Origin of the sequence: Pseudomonas rustica (assembly GCF_049959085.1) — a bacterium.
Classification (GTDB): domain Bacteria; phylum Pseudomonadota; class Gammaproteobacteria; order Pseudomonadales; family Pseudomonadaceae; genus Aquipseudomonas; species Aquipseudomonas rustica.
This window is the reverse complement of the sequence record NZ_CP188200.1, coordinates 5,610,201-5,625,485: the sequence shown is the minus strand read 5'-3', so window position 1 is coordinate 5,625,485 and position 15,285 is coordinate 5,610,201. Positions and strand designations below refer to the sequence as shown.

Here is a 15,285-nt window from a genome sequence, read left to right as displayed (position 1 = left end):
CCGATTCAGTCGCACCTCCACCCCCTGGAGCCTTATGCCACGCTGCTTTTGGTGTACCGAAGATCCGCTGTACATGGCTTATCACGATCAGGAGTGGGGCACGCCGCTACGCGATGCGCAGGGTTTGTTCGAGTTGCTTTTGCTCGAAGGGTTCCAGGCTGGCCTGTCGTGGATCACCGTGCTGCGCAAACGCGAGCGTTATCGCGAGGTGCTGTTCGGCTTCGACGTGCAGCGCGTGGCGCAGATGAGCGACGCCGAAATCGACGAATTGATGCTCGATCCGGGGATCATCCGCAACCGCCTCAAACTCAACGCCGCCCGCCGCAATGCCCAGGCCTGGCTGGCGCTGGAGGATCCGGTGGCCTTCCTTTGGTCGTTCGTCAACGACCAACCGATCATCAATCATTTCAAGGATCGCAGCGAAGTCCCGGCGATCACCCCCGAAGCACTGGCGATGAGCAAAGCCCTGAAAAAGGCCGGTTTCACGTTCGTCGGCCCGACCATTTGCTACGCGCTGATGCAGGCTTCGGGCATGGTCATGGATCACACCCGCGACTGCGACCGCTACGCGCAGCTCGTCAACGCCGGTTAGAATGGCCGCCTCGCGCACCGCACAAGATCAGGAGTGACCTGTGGAAAAGTTTAAAGGCGCCTTGCTGGTAGGCGCTCTGCGGCTGTTTGCCCTGCTGCCATGGCGGGCCGTGCAGGCCGTGGGTTCGGCGATCGGCTGGACCATGTGGAAAACCCCCAACCGCTCCCGCGACGTGGTGCGGATCAACCTAGCCAAATGTTTTCCACAGATGGATCCGGCCGAACGTGAGCGTCTGGTCGGGCAGAGCCTGAAAGACATCGGCAAGTCGCTGACCGAAAGCGCCTGCGCGTGGATCTGGCCGGCGCAGCGTTCGATCGATCTGGTGCGCGAAGTCGAGGGCCTCGACGTGCTGAAAGACGCTTTGGCCTCGGGCAAAGGCGTGGTCGGCATCACAAGCCACCTCGGCAACTGGGAAGTGCTCAACCACTTCTATTGCAGCCAGTGCAAACCGATCATTTTCTATCGCCCGCCGAAGCTCAAAGCTGTGGACGAATTGCTGCGCAAACAGCGCGTGCAACTGGGCAACAAGGTCGCCGCCTCCACCAAGGAAGGCATTCTCAGCGTGATCAAGGAAGTGCGCAAAGGTGGTGCAGTGGGCATTCCCGCTGACCCGGAACCGGCCGAATCCGCCGGGATCTTCGTGCCGTTCTTCGCCACGCAGGCGCTGACCAGCAAATTCGTGCCGAACATGTTGGCCGGTGGCAAAGCCGTCGGCGTGTTCCTGCATGCGCTGCGCCTGCCCGACGGTTCTGGCTACAAAGTGATCCTCGAAGCCGCGCCCGAAGCCATGTACAGCACCGATACCGCCGAATCCTGCGCAGCGATGAGCAAAGTCGTCGAGCGCTACGTTGCTGCGTACCCAAGCCAGTACATGTGGAGCATGAAGCGCTTCAAAAAGCGCCCACCCGGCGAAGAACGCTGGTACTGAAAAAGTTGGCACACTCTGTGGATAACTTGTAGGAGCTGCCGCAGGCTGCGATCTTTTGATCTTGCTTGAGGTTATCCACAGAACCGTTCAAAAAAAGGGCGCACCAAGATGTCCGAACACCGCAAATCCTTCCGCATCAAAATCACCCACGACAGCTTCGGCGAATGTCTCGGGCAAACCCGCAATTTGTCGCCAACCGGGGTCTATGTGCAGCATCCGAGCCTGGCATCATTGCCCAAAGGCGCGGTCGTCTATGGCCAGGTTCAGGATTTACCCACAGGCGCGCCACGGGTGCGAATGGAAGTGGTAACGGTCGACGCCGAAGGCATCGGCTTGCGCTACTTGTAGAACGTCACTGCGCCTGACGATCGAGTTTCTTCAAAAACACCGTCATTTCCTTCTCGGCCTGCTTGTCGCCATGGGCGCGGGCGGCTTCCAGACCTTGTTCCCATGCCTGACGCGCGGCGGCATTGTCGCCCAGCGCGAGTTGCGCCTTGCCCAACAGTTTCCACGCGGCGGAATACTTCGGATCGAAGCCGACGCAGCGCTGGAAATGCTCGGCAGCCTTGGCGTCTTCGCCCAGATCCAGATAGCCCTTGCCCAGGCCGAAGCGCAGCAGGGAGTTATCCACACCCTTGGCGAGCATTTTTTCCAGGGATTCGAGCATTTTTGCACCCTCGCTTCAGTGATCGTTCCCACGCTCCGCGTGGGAATGCCTCAATGGACGCTCTGCGTCCGCTCTTGGGACGCAGAGCGCCCCGGGCTGCATTTCCACGCGGAGCGTGGGAACGATCAACCTCAGAAAAAGCTCAGCCCCACATGAAACAGCTTCTCCACATCGCGAATATGCTTTTTATCCACAAGGAACAGAATCACATGGTCGCCCGCTTCGATCACCGTATGGTCGTGGGCAATGATCACTTGTTCGTTGCGGATCACCGCGCCAATCGTGGTGCCCGGCGGCAGTCCGATCTTCTCGATCGGCTTGCCAATGACCTTGCTCGATTTCGCATCACCGTGGGCAATCGCCTCGATCGCTTCCGCCGCGCCGCGCCGCAGTGAGTGCACGCTGACGATATCGCCACGGCGTACGTGCGCCAGCAACGTGCCGATGGTCGCCAGTTGCGGGCTGATGGCGATGTCGATGTCGCCGCCCTGAATCAGGTCGACGTAGGCCGGGTTGTTGATGATCGTCATGACCTTCTTCGCCCCCAGCCGTTTGGCCAGCAGCGACGACATGATGTTGGCTTCGTCATCGTTGGTCAGCGCGAGGAAGATATCGGCGTCGGCGATGTTCTCTTCCAGCAGCAAATCGCGGTCGGACGCGCTGCCCTGCAGCACCACGGTGCTGTCGAGGGTGTCGGAGAGGTAGCGGCAGCGCGCCGGGTTCATCTCGATGATTTTCACCTGATAGCGGCTTTCGATGGCCTCGGCCAGGCGCTCACCGATCTGCCCGCCGCCAGCAATGACGATGCGTTTGTAGGTTTCGTCGAGACGGCGCATTTCGCTCATCACTGCGCGAATATTCTCACGCGCGGCGATGAAGAAGACTTCGTCGTCGGCCTCGATCACCGTGTCGCCCTGCGGCAAGATCGGCCGGTCACGACGGAAAATCGCTGCGACGCGGGTTTCGACATTCGGCATGTGCTCGCGCAACTGGCGCAGTTGCTGACCGACCAGCGGCCCGCCGTAATAGGCACGCACCGCGACCAGTTGCGCCTGGCCTCCGGCGAAGTCGATCACTTGCAACGCGCCCGGATATTCGATCAGGCGCTTGATGTAGTTGGTCACCACTTGCTCGGGACTGATCAATACGTCGACCGGAATCGCTTCGTTCTGGAACAACTGCTCTTCGCGCGTCAGGTACGAAGCTTCGCGCACCCGGGCGATTTTCGTCGGCGTGTGAAACAACGTGTGGGCGACCTGACAGGCGACCATGTTGGTTTCGTCGCTGTTGGTCACCGCCACCAGCATGTCGGCGTCGTCTGCGCCGGCCTGACGCAGCACCGTCGGCAACGAGCCACGGCCCTGAATGGTGCGGATGTCGAGACGGTCGCCGAGGTCGCGCAGGCGTTCGCCGTCGGTGTCGACCACGGTGATGTCGTTGGCTTCGCTGGCGAGATGCTCAGCCAGCGAACCGCCGACCTGCCCTGCCCCGAGGATGATGATTTTCATCCAGTCACTCCATTGAATCCATTTAGCCGCGTGCGGCAGCGATCTTGATCAGCTTGGCGTAGTAGAACCCGTCATGCCCGCCCTGCTGGGCCAGTAATTGGCGACCATGGGGCTGTTTGATTCCGGCCGTGGTGGCCAGATCCAGTTCGCGGGCGCCCGGTGTGCGCTCAAGAAACGCGGCGATGACTTCGGTGTTCTCGGTCGGCAGCGTCGAGCAGGTGGCGTAAAGCAGAATGCCGCCGACTTCGAGGGTTTTCCACATGGCGTCGAGCAGCTCGCCTTGCAGTTGCGCGAGGGCGACGATGTCGTCCGGCTGACGAGTCAGCTTGATGTCCGGATGGCGACGGATCACGCCGGTGGCCGAGCACGGCGCGTCGAGCAGGATGCGCTGGAACGATTTGCCGTCCCACCATTTTTCGGTGTCGCGACCGTCAGCGGCGATCAGTTCGGCGTTGAGGCCGAGGCGCTCAAGGTTTTCCTTCACGCGCACCAGACGCTTGGCTTCCAGATCCACCGCGACCACGCCGGCCAGCGCCGCTTCGGCTTCGAGGATGTGACAAGTCTTGCCACCCGGCGCGCAGCAGGCGTCGAGCACACGTTGGCCTGGCGCCAGGTCGAGCAGGTCGGCGGCCAGTTGCGCCGCTTCGTCCTGCACGCTGATCCAGCCTTCGGCGAAACCCGGCAGGCTGCGCACATCGGCGGCGGCTTCGAGAATGATGCCGTCGCGGCTGTAAACGCAGGGCGTTGCGGCAATTCCGGCTTCAGTCAGCAAGCCGAGGTAGGCGTCGCGGCTGTGATGGCGGCGGTTGACCCGGAGGATCATCGGCGGATGCGCGTTGTTCGCTTCGCAGATGGCTTCCCACTGTTCCGGCCAGAAAGCCTTGAGGGATTTCTGCAGCCAGCGCGGATGGGCGGTACGCACCACCGGATCACGCTCCAGTTCGGCAAAAATCGTTTCGCTTTCGCGCTGAGCGTTGCGCAGCACCGCGTTGAGCAGGCCTTTGGCCCACGGTTTTTTCAGCTTGTCGGCGCAACCGACGGTTTCGCCGATGGCGGCGTGGGCCGGCACGCGGGTGTAGAGCAATTGGTAGAGGCCGACCAGCAGCAACGCCTCGACATCGGCGTCGGCGGTTTTGAACGGCTTCTGCAGAAGTTTTTCCGCCAGTGCCGACAGGCGCGGCTGCCAGCGCGCGGTGCCGAACGCTAGATCCTGAGTGAAACCGCGATCGCGATCCTCGACCTTGTCCAGTTGTGTCGGCAGCGAACTGTTCAGCGAAGCTTTGCCGCTGAGCACGGCGGCGAGTGCCTTGGCGGCGGCCAGACGCGGGTTCATTGCGCGTCCACCGCTGCGCCGAGCACCGTGCCGACAGCGAATTTCTCGCGACGGCTGTTGAACAGATCGCTGAAGTTCAGCGCTTTACCGCCGGGCAACTGCAGGCGGGTCAGGCACAGCGCCTGTTCGCCGCACGCGACGACCAGGCCGTCCTTGCTGGCGCTGAGGATTTCACCCGGCGCGCCATTGCCTTCGGCAATGGTCGCCGCCAGCACTTTCAGCGCTTCACCGTTGAGGGTGCTGTGGGTGATCGGCCATGGATTGAAGGCGCGCACCAGTCGCTCCAGTTCAACCGCCGGACGGCTCCAGTCGATGCGTGCTTCGTCTTTGTTCAATTTGTGCGCGTAGGTGGCGAGTTCATCGTTCTGCACTTCACCTTCCAGCGTGCCTGCGGCCAGACCGGCAATCGCTTGCACCACGGCCGGCGGGCCCATCTCGGCGAGGCGATCATGCAACGAACCGCCAGTGTCTTCGCCCGTGATCGGCGTGACGACCTTGAGCAGCATCGGCCCGGTGTCGAGGCCGGCTTCCATGCGCATCACGGTCACGCCGCTTTCGGCATCACCGTGTTCGACGGCGCGCTGAATCGGCGCCGCACCGCGCCAGCGTGGCAGCAACGAGGCGTGACTGTTGATGCAACCCAAGCGCGGAATATCCAGCACCACTTGCGGCAGGATCAGGCCGTAGGCGACCACCACCAGCAAATCCGGCTTCAGCGCGGCCAGCTCGGCTTGAGCGTCAGCGTTGCGCAACGTCGGCGGCTGCAACACCTGGATATTATTTTCCAGCGCGAGCTGTTTGACCGGGCTCGGCATCAGTTTTTGCCCGCGACCGGCCGGACGATCCGGTTGGGTGTAGACCGCAACGATCTCGTAAGGGCTGCTCAGCAGGGCCTTGAGGTGTTCGGCGGCAAATTCCGGGGTACCGGCAAAAACGATGCGCAGTGGCTCAGTCATGGAAGGCGTCTCTTGAAAAGAAAAAGGCTTGCCGCAGCAAGCCTTTGAAGGAGGGGCATCAAGCGTTCTGGCGGTGGAGCTTTTCCAGTTTCTTCTTGATCCGGTCGCGTTTGAGCGTGGACAGGTAATCGACGAACAATTTGCCGTTGAGGTGGTCGCATTCGTGCTGGATGCACACCGCGAGCAGGCCTTCGGCGATCAGTTCATAGGGCTTGCCGTCGCGGTCCAGCGCCTTGATCTTGACCTTCTGCGGGCGGTCGACGTTTTCGTAGAAACCCGGTACCGAGAGGCAGCCTTCCTGGTATTGCTCCATTTCTTCGGTCAGCGATTCGAACTCGGGGTTGATGAACACCCGGGGCTCGGTACGGTCTTCGGAAAGGTCCATCACGACGATACGTTTGTGCACGTTGACCTGGGTCGCGGCGAGGCCGATGCCCGGCGCTTCATACATTGTTTCAAACATGTCGTCGACCAACTGACGCACTTCGTCGTCCACTACAGCCACAGGTTTGGCGATAGTGCGCAGACGCGGGTCCGGAAATTCGAGGATGTCTAAAATGGCCATAGGCTTTGATTGCTGCACGTGTTGAGTAAAGTCGGGTCGATGGCCTGGCAGGTCCGAAGATGCAGGCTACCGTTTGTGAAGCGTAGCTTGTGCATTTTGCTCAAGCGAGCCACGGGGGCTCTGACGGTTCACGCGAACGCACATGATAAAGGGATTCACTGCATGAGGAAAACACTACTCGCCCTGCTGTTGCTGGCTTCGGCCGGCGTAGCGCAAGGGCAAGTGCAACTCAGGGATGGTTTTCCACAGCAATACACGGTGGTTACGGGTGACACACTCTGGGACATTTCCGGCAAATACCTGCGCGAGCCCTGGCAATGGCCGCAGTTGTGGCGGGCCAATCCGCAAATTGAGAACCCCAACCTGATCTATCCCGGCGACACGCTGACGCTCAGCTACGTCAATGGCCAGCCGCGTCTGACGCTCAATCGCGGCGAGTCGCGCGGCACCATCAAACTCTCGCCTCGGATTCGCACCAGCCCGGTGGCCGAGGCGATTCCGAGCATTCCGCTGAAATCGATCAACAGTTTTCTGCTGAGCAACCGCATCGTCGACAAGGCCGAAGATTTCGACAAGGCGCCGTATATCGTCGCCGGCGATGCCGAACGAGTGCTCAGCGGCACCGGCGACCGCATCTACGCGCGCGGCCATTTCGACCCGAATCAACCGGTCTACGGCATCTTCCGCCAGGGCAAGGTCTACACCGATCCGCAGACCAAGGAGTTCCTCGGCATCAACGCCGACGACATCGGCGGCGGTGAAATAGTCGCGACCGAAGGTGACGTTGCCACCCTCGCCCTGCAACGCACCACGCAGGAAGTGCGCCTCGGCGACCGTTTGTTCAGCGGCGAAGAGCGTTCAATCAACTCGACGTTCATGCCCAGCGCACCCGCTACCCAGATCAACGGCGTGATCATCGACGTGCCACGCGGCGTCACTCAGATCGGCGTGATGGACGTGGTCACCCTGAACAAGGGCAAACGCGACGGATTGGTCGAAGGCAACGTGCTGGAGGTCATGAAAACCGGCGAAACCGTGCGCGACCGCATCACTGGCCAACCGCTGAAAATTCCCGACGAACGCGCCGGGTTGCTGATGGTGTTCCGCACCTACGACAAACTCAGTTACGGCCTCGTCCTTAACGCATCGCGCTCGCTGGCGGTGCTCGACAAGGTGCGAAATCCGTAAGCTTGCTTCACAAGTTACCAACAGAGTTATCCACAGCTTGTTCCGAATGGTTCGGAGCTTATAACGATCAAGGATGATCCATGATGATGTCTGCCTCCGCGCCGGTTTCCCCGGCAGAACTGGAAGCGCGCCTGCGCCTGCACCGCTTGCCGGAAATCGGCCCGAAGCGTTTTAGTAAATTGCTCGAAGCCTTTGGCTCGGCCTCAAAAGCCATCAGCGCGCCCGCGAGTGCCTGGCGTTCGCTTGGAATGCCGGCGGCGAGTGCTGAAGCGCGCCGTTGCCCGCAAGTGCGCGATGGCGCCAGCCACGCAATGCGCTGGCTAGAGCGGCCGGAGCATCATTTGCTGATGTGGGATCAGCCGGATTACCCGGCACTGCTGGCGCAGATTCCTGATCCGCCGCCGCTGCTGTTTGTCGCGGGTGACCCGCTGATTCTGGAGAAACCGCAGTTGGCGATGGTCGGCAGTCGCCGCGCTTCGCGTCCGGGAATGGACACGGCGGCGGCGTTTTCCCGCAGCCTCGCCGGGGCCGGTTTTGTCATCACCAGCGGTCTGGCGCTGGGCATTGATGCTGCTGCGCATCAAGCCGCGCTGGATGTCGGCGGGCTGACCGTCGGGGTGCTCGGCACCGGGCTGGAAAACTTTTATCCACAGCGCAATCGACGCCTCTGCGACGCGATGATCGCGTCCGGCAGCGCGGTGCTTTCGGAGTTTCCGCTGGACGCCGGGCCGACCGCGAGCAACTTCCCCCGGCGCAACCGGATCATCAGCGGTTTGTCCCTTGGCGTTCTGGTGGTCGAGGCCAGCGTTGCTAGCGGATCCTTGATCACGGCGCGGCTGGCAGCGGAACAGGGGCGCGAGGTTTACGCGATTCCCGGCTCGATTCATCACCCCGGCGCGCGCGGTTGTCACCAGTTGATTCGCGATGGCGCGGTGCTCGTGGAAACCATCGAGCACATCCTTGAAGCCCTGCGCGGCTGGCAGCGTTTGCCGCTGTCCACAGACACGCCGCAAGTCGATCATCCACTGCTGATGTTGCTGCACGCCGCGCCGCATACCAGCGAAGGTCTGGCCGACAGCAGCGGCTGGGCGTTACCGAAAGTGCTGGCAGCGCTGACCGAACTGGAAATGGATGGCCGCGCGGTGAGTGAAAACGGCCGCTGGTTTGCGCGGGTGAGCTAGGTTTTACAAGGAAGATCGGTAAACTGCGCGAAACCTGTTTGTGGAGAGTTTTTTCATGGTCAACAGTTGGCGTGTGCAACAAGCCGCACGAGAGATTCGCGCCGGGGCGGTGATTGCCTATCCAACCGAAGCCGTCTGGGGCCTGGGTTGCGACCCGTGGAATGAAGAAGCGGTGGATCGGCTGCTGGCGATCAAGAATCGCTCGGTCAATAAGGGCCTGATTCTGGTCGCCGACAACATTCGCCAGTTCGACTTCCTGTTCGAAGACTTCCCGCAAGAGTGGCTCGACCGCATGGCCAGCACCTGGCCGGGACCTAACACCTGGCTGGTGCCGCATCAGGGCTTGTTGCCGGAATGGGTGACGGGTGTGCACGACACGGTGGCGCTGCGCGTTAGCGATCATCCGCAGGTGCGGGATCTGTGCTCGATGGTCGGGCCGTTGATTTCGACCTCGGCCAACCCGCAAGGACGCCCGGCAGCGCGCACGCGGTTGCGTGTTGAACAGTATTTCCGTGGGCAGATTGATCTGGTGTTGGGCGGGGAATTGGGTGGGCGCAAGAACCCGAGCCTGATTCGTGATTTGGCCACGGGCAACATCGTGCGCCCGGCCTAAAACCGCGTTGCCTCCATCGCGAGCAAGCTTTGCTCCTACAAATGATTTGTGAACGACATACATCAACTGTAGGAGCAGAGCTTGCTCGCGAAGGGGCCCGTCAAGGCAACAGAATTGTCGACCCTGTCGTGCGTCGCGCCGACAACTCAGTCTGCGCCTTAGCCGCCTCTGCCAACGAATAACGCTGGCTGATATCCACCTTCAACTTCCCGCTGATGATCATCTCAAACAGCTCATCCGCCATCCGCTGCAAGTTCTCCGCGTTATTGGCGTAAGTCGCCAACGTCGGCCGGGTCACGTACAGCGAACCCTTCGCCGCAAGAATCCCCAGATTCACGCCGTCCACCGCGCCCGACGCATTACCGAAACTCACCAGCAAACCACGCGGTGCAACGCTGTCCAGCGACGTCAGCCACGTGTCCTTGCCCACACCGTCGTAAACCACCGGTACTTTCTTGCCATCGGTCAGCGCCAGCACGCGTTCGGCAACGTTTTCGTGGCTGTAATCGATGGTCGCCCAAGCGCCATTGGCCTTGGCCAACTCAGCCTTCTCTTTCGAGCTGACGGTGCCGATCAACTTCACGCCCAGCGCCTTGGCCCATTGGCAGGCCAGCGAACCGACACCACCGGCAGCGGCGTGGAACAAAATGGTTTCGCCACCCTTCAATTCATAGGTCTGGCGCAGCAGGTACTGCACGGTGAGGCCCTTGAGCATCACGCCGGCGGCGGTTTCGAAACTTATTTCATCCGGCAGTTTCACCAGATTGGCTTCAGGCAAAACGTGCAACTCACTGTAGGCGCCCAGCGGGCCACTGCCGTAGGCCACGCGATCACCGACCTTGAAACGGGTGACGCCGCTGCCGACCGCATCAACAACGCCTGCACCTTCGGCGCCGAGGCCGGATGGCAAGGCTGGCGGCGCATACAGACCGCTGCGGTAATAGGTGTCGATGAAATTCAGGCCAATCGCCTTGTTCGCCACGCGCACTTGATTCGGGCCGGGCGCGGCGGGTTCGTAATCAACAAATTCGAGCACTTCGGGGCCGCCGTGGGCGCGGAACTGGATACGCTTTGCCATCTGCCTGCTCTCCTTGGGTCTTTCGTGAGCCCCCTATCCAACTCCCATGCTTGATCTTCGTCAACTGCGGCGCGCTGTTCTGCGGTGGTATGCTACGCGCCCATTTGCGTCGCCCGCCTGCGGGGCGCCGCCCGATTCAAGGTGAAGCCATGACGACCCGCACCGACGCCGTAAAGGCCTATCTGCTCGACCTGCAAGACCGCATCTGCGCCGCACTCGAAAGCGAAGACGGCGGCACGCGCTTCGTCGAAGACGCCTGGACCCGGCCTGCCGGCGGTGGCGGTCGCACCCGCGTGATCGAGAATGGCACGCTGATCGAAAAGGGCGGCGTCAACTTCTCCCACGTCTTCGGCAGTGGCCTGCCGCCGTCCGCCAGCGCTCATCGTCCGGAATTGGCCGGTCGCGGTTTCGAGGCCCTCGGCGTGTCGCTGGTGATCCACCCGCACAACCCGCATGTGCCGACGTCTCACGCCAATGTGCGTTTTTTCATCGCCGAGAAAGAAGGCGAAGAGCCGGTCTGGTGGTTCGGTGGCGGCTTCGACCTGACCCCGTATTACGGCAACGAAGAAGACTGCATCCACTGGCATCGCGTCGCCGAGCAAGCCTGCGCGCCATTCGGCACCGACGTTTATCCGCGCTACAAGGCCTGGTGCGACACCTACTTCCACATCAAGCACCGCCACGAACCGCGCGGCATCGGCGGGCTGTTCTTCGATGACTTGAACGAGTGGGACTTCGACACCAGCTTCGCTTTCATGCGCGCCATCGGCGACGCCTACATCGATGCTTATCTGCCGATTGTGCAGCGCCGCAAAAACGCTGCGTTCACCGCGCAGCAGCGCGAATTTCAGGAATTCCGCCGTGGCCGTTACGTCGAGTTCAACCTGGTTTATGACCGTGGCACGTTGTTCGGCCTGCAATCGGGCGGACGTACCGAGTCGATTCTGATGTCGCTGCCGCCGCAAGTGCGCTGGGGCTATGACTGGAAGGCTGAACCGGGCAGCGAAGAAGCGCGCCTGACCGAGTACTTCCTGCAAGACCGCGACTGGTTGGCCGAGGCCTGAGGATTTTTGATGGATCGTTACGTCGTTTTCGGTAACCCGATCGGCCACAGCAAATCGCCGATGATTCACAAATTGTTCGCCGAACAGACCGGCCAGAGCCTCGACTACAGCACCCTGCTGGCGCCGCTCGACGATTTTTCCGGCTGCGCTAAAGCCTTTTTCGTACAAGGTCGCGGCGCCAATGTGACCGTGCCGTTCAAGGAAGACGCCTATCGTCTGGCCAAAAGCCTGACCGCCCGAGCAGAACGTGCTGGCGCGGTGAACACCTTGAGCAAACTCGCCGACGGGTCATTGCTCGGCGACAACACCGACGGCGCCGGACTGGTGCGGGATCTGACGGTAAACGCCGGGTTCAGCCTGACCGGCAAACGCATTTTGCTGCTTGGTGCGGGCGGTGCAGTGCGTGGCGCGCTGGAGCCGTTGCTGGCGGAGAAACCGGCCTCGGTGATCATCGCCAATCGCACGGTGGACAAGGCTGAGTTGCTGGCCGAGTTGTTCTGCGACCTCGGGCCGGTATCCGCCAGTGGTTTTGACTGGCTGCGTGAGCCGGTGGACGTGATCATCAATGCGACGTCGGCGAGCCTGACCGGTGATGTACCGCCGATTGCGCCGAGCCTGATCGAACCGGGCAAAACCCTGTGTTACGACATGATGTATGGCAAGGAACCGACGGCGTTCTGCCGCTGGGCCAGCGAGCATGGCGCGGCGGTGGCGATGGATGGGTTGGGGATGCTCGCCGAGCAGGCGGCTGAGGCATTCTTCCTGTGGCGGGGTGTGCGGCCAGACACGGCGCCAGTATTGGCCGAACTGCGCCGCCAGTTGGCCCAATAAATAACCTTGTGGGAGCGAGCCTGCTCGCGAAAGCGGTCTGTCTGACACATTAATGTTGGATGTGCCGCAGTCTTCGCGAGCAGGCTCGCTCCCACAAGGTATGTGCTGATCTCAAATCAATCCTCAAACCGGATCGGACATTTCTCCGGCCCCTCAAGCTTCCTCAACTCATCCACCACCTGCGGCCGCGCCCGGCGCAAGGTCAGGCTGCGATTCTGGCTCAACAGCCGCCGCGCCTCCTGATGCAGCATCTCCACCCCCGAATAATCGATGAAGTTGATCTGCTGCGCCTCGATCACCACCCGCGCGCCGTGCATCCGCTGCAAGCGCACTTGCAGGTAATGGCTAGCGCCGAAAAAAATCGAACCGCCGACCCGCAACACATCATCCTCACCGTCGCGCCAATGCTGCACGCGCGGTTGCGAGGTGCGCTTGAGGTAGAAGAACAGCGACGCCAACACCCCGGCATAAATCGCCGTCTGCAATTCCAGTAACAATGTCGCGAGGCAGGTCAGCGCCATGACCACGAACTCGGCACGGCTGACCCGCAGCAATGCGCGGATGCCGCGATGATCGACCAGTCCCCAGGCAATCAACAGAATGCTGCCGGCCATGGCGGGAATCGGAATGTGTGAAATCAGCCCCGCACCCAAAATCGCAAACAGCGCCACCCAGATCGCCGAAAACACCCCGGCCAGTGGCGAACAGGCGCCCGCCTCATAACTCAATCCCGAGCGGGTAAACGATCCGGCCGACAACGACCCGGAAAAAAACGCCCCGACAATATTCGATAGACCCTGCGCGCGGACTTCCTGATTGGCGTCGAGCAACTGCTGTGACCGAGCGGAAATCGAGCGCGCGATCGACAGGCTGGTGACCAGCCCGAGCATGCCTACCGCCACGGCGCTCGGCAGCAGACGCAGGATCAAATCCAGATCCAGCGGCAAGCCACTGAACGGCGGCAAGCGCCCGACAAACGCACTGACCAGGTGCACATGGCCGAACATCGCCGGCCACAGCCACACCAACAGACTGGCGAGCACCAGCGTGATCAACAGCGTCGGCCAGCGCGGCAGCAGTTGTTTCAGGACGATGCCGACCACCACCGTGGCCAAGCCGAGCACCAGCGAAGGTTTATCCACAGCCCTGAGGTGTTGCAGCAGATCCATCAGACTCGCCAACGCCGTGGCTTTCGCCGGTAACTCCAGCCCCAGCAGGTTCGGCAATTGTCCGATGGCAATCACCACCGCCGCGCCGAGGGTGAAGCCGAGCACCACTGAATGCGAGACGAAATTCACCAGCGCGCCGAAGCGCAGCAGGCCGAGCAGCCACTGGAAAATTCCAGCGAGGAAGGTCAGTAGAAGAATGAGGGTGATGTAGTCCTGCGACGCCGGCACGGCCAAAGGGCTGACGCTGGCGAACAGCACGATGGAAATGGCGGCGGTCGGTCCGCAGATCAGGTGCCACGATGAGCCCCACAGGCAGGCGATCAACACTGGGATGATCGCAGCGTAGAGGCCGTATTCGGGTGGGAGACCGGCAATCAGTGCGTAGGCAATCGACTGGGGTAACGCGAGAATTGCGCCGCTGAGGCCGACGATCAGATCCCGTCCTACGCTGGCGCGGGATTGCCGCGGGAGCCAGGTGAGGAAGGGGAAGAGAGAGTGGCGGCTGGGGAAGGCCATGGATCCTCGCGGTTGAAATTTTTAGCTAGGGTATCAGCCCGTACGCTGATCGTTCCCACGCTCTGCGTGGGAATGCAGCCCGGGACGCTCCGCGTCCCATTCAAAGCCGAACGCGGAGCGTCCGTTGAGGCATTCCCACGCGGAGCGTGGGAACGATCGGTGCGCGCTAAATCAAAGCTTGGCTTTTACTGCCGCCAACGCATCCTTCCCGTCAACCGTCTTCACCCCGTCCAGCCACTTGTCCAACACCGCCGGATTCGCCTTGATCCACGCCTTCGCCGCCGCGGCATTAGTGATCTTCTTGTTCACCACCTCAGCCATGATGCTGTTCTCCATCTCCTGCGTGAACGACAGATTGGTCAGCAATTTACCCACATTCGGACACGCCTCGGCATAGCCCTTACGAGTCAACGTAAATACGCTGCCGGTGTCGCCAAAGTACTTCTCGCCACCTTTCAGGTAATGCATCTTCAACTGCACGTTCATCGGGTGCGGCGTCCAGCCAAGGAAGGTGACGAATTTCTGTTTCTTCACCGCTCGCGACACTTCCGCCAGCATCGCCTGTTCGCTGGACTCGATCAGCTTCCACTGCCCCATGTCGAAGTCGTTCTTTTTGATGATTTCCTGCAACGAGATGTTCGCCGGCGCACCCGAGCCGATGCCGTAAATCTTGCGATCAAACTTGTCGGCATACTTATTCAGATCGGCAAAGTTATGCACACCCGCGTCCCACACGTAGTCCGGCACGGCGAGGGTGAATTCGGTGCCGTCGAGGTTTTTCGCCAATTGCGTGACGTCACCGGTAGCGACGAACTTGTCGTAGAAGCCCTGCTGCGCCGGCATCCAATTACCGAGAAACACATCCACCTGGCCATCCTTCAAACCGCCAAAGGTGATAGGCACCGCGAGGGTGTCGACCTTGGCCTTGTAGCCCATGCCGTCCAGCAGAAATCCGGTGATCGCGTTGGTCGCGGCAATGTCGCTCCAGCCCGGGTCGGCCATTTTCACCGTGTCGCAACTCTGCTCGGCGAACGCCGAGGCGCTGCTCAGTGCGAGCAGGCCAACCGTCACTACTGTGGATAACTTACGCATGGAC

16 protein-coding genes are annotated in these 15,285 nt (G+C 61.3%); 8 read left to right on the top strand and 8 right to left on the bottom strand.

The annotated features are described in order from the left end of the window. Positions 1-34 precede the first annotated feature (34 nt). The 3 genes from ACP3TY_RS25520 (at position 35) to ACP3TY_RS25510 (ending at position 1,868) form a co-directional block, all read left to right on the top strand. Positions 35-592 (top strand): DNA-3-methyladenine glycosylase I, encoded by a 558-nt coding sequence (locus tag ACP3TY_RS25520; protein WP_212545435.1) that lies wholly within the window; start codon positions 35-37, stop codon positions 590-592. A 40-nt stretch (positions 593-632) separates the two neighbouring features. After that, complete coding sequence (locus ACP3TY_RS25515) at positions 633-1,520, top strand: lysophospholipid acyltransferase (protein WP_426618760.1); 888 nt, start codon at positions 633-635, stop codon at positions 1,518-1,520. A gap of 108 nt (positions 1,521-1,628) precedes the next feature. After that, the gene (locus ACP3TY_RS25510; protein WP_053125318.1) at positions 1,629-1,868 is read left to right on the top strand and encodes a PilZ domain-containing protein; all 240 of its coding nucleotides are present in this window, start codon (positions 1,629-1,631) and stop codon (positions 1,866-1,868) included. Between the two features lie 4 nt (positions 1,869-1,872). On the opposite strand, the gene ACP3TY_RS25505 is transcribed toward ACP3TY_RS25510, so the two are convergent. From ACP3TY_RS25505 to def, 5 genes are all read right to left on the bottom strand, one after another. After that, entirely contained in the window at positions 1,873-2,187 is a 315-nt protein-coding gene (locus ACP3TY_RS25505; RefSeq protein WP_426618759.1) for a hypothetical protein, read from the bottom strand. 131 nt (positions 2,188-2,318) lie between these two features. Next, positions 2,319-3,695 carry a Trk system potassium transporter TrkA gene (trkA, locus tag ACP3TY_RS25500; protein WP_426618758.1) on the bottom strand — a complete coding sequence of 459 codons (1,377 nt, stop codon included), beginning with the start codon at positions 3,693-3,695 and terminating at the stop codon, positions 2,319-2,321. A gap of 22 nt (positions 3,696-3,717) precedes the next feature. Then, a complete protein-coding gene (gene rsmB, locus ACP3TY_RS25495; RefSeq protein WP_426618757.1) occupies positions 3,718-5,028 on the bottom strand; it encodes a 16S rRNA (cytosine(967)-C(5))-methyltransferase RsmB in 1,311 nt (436 codons plus the stop codon). Further along, entirely contained in the window at positions 5,025-5,984 is a 960-nt protein-coding gene (gene fmt / locus ACP3TY_RS25490) for a methionyl-tRNA formyltransferase (RefSeq protein WP_401244397.1), read from the bottom strand. The genes rsmB and fmt overlap by 4 nt, the downstream gene beginning before the upstream one ends. Positions 5,985-6,042: 58 nt before the next feature. Then, positions 6,043-6,549 (bottom strand): peptide deformylase, encoded by a 507-nt coding sequence (gene def, locus ACP3TY_RS25485; protein WP_053125329.1) that lies wholly within the window; start codon positions 6,547-6,549, stop codon positions 6,043-6,045. 162 nt (positions 6,550-6,711) lie between these two features. On the opposite strand from def, the gene ACP3TY_RS25480 reads away from it, so the two are divergent. The 3 genes from ACP3TY_RS25480 (at position 6,712) to ACP3TY_RS25470 (ending at position 9,531) form a co-directional block, all read left to right on the top strand. Continuing rightward, a complete protein-coding gene (locus ACP3TY_RS25480) occupies positions 6,712-7,737 on the top strand; it encodes a LysM peptidoglycan-binding domain-containing protein (protein ID WP_053125331.1) in 1,026 nt (341 codons plus the stop codon). 80 nt (positions 7,738-7,817) lie between these two features. After that, positions 7,818-8,918: a DNA-processing protein DprA gene (gene dprA / locus ACP3TY_RS25475; protein ID WP_212550265.1), complete on the top strand. Its 1,101-nt coding sequence runs from the start codon at positions 7,818-7,820 to the stop codon at positions 8,916-8,918. A 55-nt stretch (positions 8,919-8,973) separates the two neighbouring features. Next, positions 8,974-9,531: an L-threonylcarbamoyladenylate synthase gene (locus ACP3TY_RS25470; protein WP_053125335.1), complete on the top strand. Its 558-nt coding sequence runs from the start codon at positions 8,974-8,976 to the stop codon at positions 9,529-9,531. Positions 9,532-9,631: 100 nt separating this feature from the next. Here ACP3TY_RS25470 and ACP3TY_RS25465 read toward each other — a convergent pair whose 3' ends face one another. Further along, positions 9,632-10,609: a quinone oxidoreductase family protein gene (locus ACP3TY_RS25465; RefSeq protein WP_008084345.1), complete on the bottom strand. Its 978-nt coding sequence runs from the start codon at positions 10,607-10,609 to the stop codon at positions 9,632-9,634. Between the two features lie 149 nt (positions 10,610-10,758). Between ACP3TY_RS25465 and hemF the strand changes: the two genes are divergently transcribed. Then, positions 10,759-11,673: an oxygen-dependent coproporphyrinogen oxidase gene (gene hemF, locus ACP3TY_RS25460; protein ID WP_053125461.1), complete on the top strand. Its 915-nt coding sequence runs from the start codon at positions 10,759-10,761 to the stop codon at positions 11,671-11,673. Positions 11,674-11,682: 9 nt separating this feature from the next. Further along, complete coding sequence (gene aroE, locus ACP3TY_RS25455) at positions 11,683-12,504, top strand: shikimate dehydrogenase (protein WP_426618756.1); 822 nt, start codon at positions 11,683-11,685, stop codon at positions 12,502-12,504. 116 nt (positions 12,505-12,620) lie between these two features. Here aroE and ACP3TY_RS25450 read toward each other — a convergent pair whose 3' ends face one another. Next, positions 12,621-14,189 (bottom strand): SulP family inorganic anion transporter, encoded by a 1,569-nt coding sequence (locus ACP3TY_RS25450; RefSeq protein WP_426618755.1) that lies wholly within the window; start codon positions 14,187-14,189, stop codon positions 12,621-12,623. 171 nt (positions 14,190-14,360) lie between these two features. Beyond that, the gene (gene choX / locus ACP3TY_RS25445) at positions 14,361-15,281 is read right to left on the bottom strand and encodes a choline ABC transporter substrate-binding protein (RefSeq protein ID WP_426618754.1); all 921 of its coding nucleotides are present in this window, start codon (positions 15,279-15,281) and stop codon (positions 14,361-14,363) included. Positions 15,282-15,285 lie beyond the last annotated feature (4 nt).

What these genes read in the sequence shown, in the direction of transcription:
- hemF (WP_053125461.1), top strand. Translation starts at nt 10,759, where the DNA reads ATGACGACCCGCACCGACGCCGTAAAGGCCTATCTGCTCGACCTGCAA.
- def (WP_053125329.1), bottom strand. Translation starts at nt 6,549, where the DNA reads ATGGCCATTTTAGACATCCTCGAATTTCCGGACCCGCGTCTGCGCACT.
- ACP3TY_RS25505 (WP_426618759.1), bottom strand. Translation starts at nt 2,187, where the DNA reads ATGCTCGAATCCCTGGAAAAAATGCTCGCCAAGGGTGTGGATAACTCC.
- ACP3TY_RS25465 (WP_008084345.1), bottom strand. Translation starts at nt 10,609, where the DNA reads ATGGCAAAGCGTATCCAGTTCCGCGCCCACGGCGGCCCCGAAGTGCTC.
- fmt (WP_401244397.1), bottom strand. Translation starts at nt 5,984, where the DNA reads ATGACTGAGCCACTGCGCATCGTTTTTGCCGGTACCCCGGAATTTGCC.
- choX (WP_426618754.1), bottom strand. Translation starts at nt 15,281, where the DNA reads ATGCGTAAGTTATCCACAGTAGTGACGGTTGGCCTGCTCGCACTGAGC.
- trkA (WP_426618758.1), bottom strand. Translation starts at nt 3,695, where the DNA reads ATGAAAATCATCATCCTCGGGGCAGGGCAGGTCGGCGGTTCGCTGGCT.
- aroE (WP_426618756.1), top strand. Translation starts at nt 11,683, where the DNA reads ATGGATCGTTACGTCGTTTTCGGTAACCCGATCGGCCACAGCAAATCG.
- ACP3TY_RS25520 (WP_212545435.1), top strand. Translation starts at nt 35, where the DNA reads ATGCCACGCTGCTTTTGGTGTACCGAAGATCCGCTGTACATGGCTTAT.
- dprA (WP_212550265.1), top strand. Translation starts at nt 7,818, where the DNA reads ATGATGATGTCTGCCTCCGCGCCGGTTTCCCCGGCAGAACTGGAAGCG.
- ACP3TY_RS25510 (WP_053125318.1), top strand. Translation starts at nt 1,629, where the DNA reads ATGTCCGAACACCGCAAATCCTTCCGCATCAAAATCACCCACGACAGC.
- ACP3TY_RS25450 (WP_426618755.1), bottom strand. Translation starts at nt 14,189, where the DNA reads ATGGCCTTCCCCAGCCGCCACTCTCTCTTCCCCTTCCTCACCTGGCTC.
- ACP3TY_RS25480 (WP_053125331.1), top strand. Translation starts at nt 6,712, where the DNA reads ATGAGGAAAACACTACTCGCCCTGCTGTTGCTGGCTTCGGCCGGCGTA.
- ACP3TY_RS25470 (WP_053125335.1), top strand. Translation starts at nt 8,974, where the DNA reads ATGGTCAACAGTTGGCGTGTGCAACAAGCCGCACGAGAGATTCGCGCC.
- rsmB (WP_426618757.1), bottom strand. Translation starts at nt 5,028, where the DNA reads ATGAACCCGCGTCTGGCCGCCGCCAAGGCACTCGCCGCCGTGCTCAGC.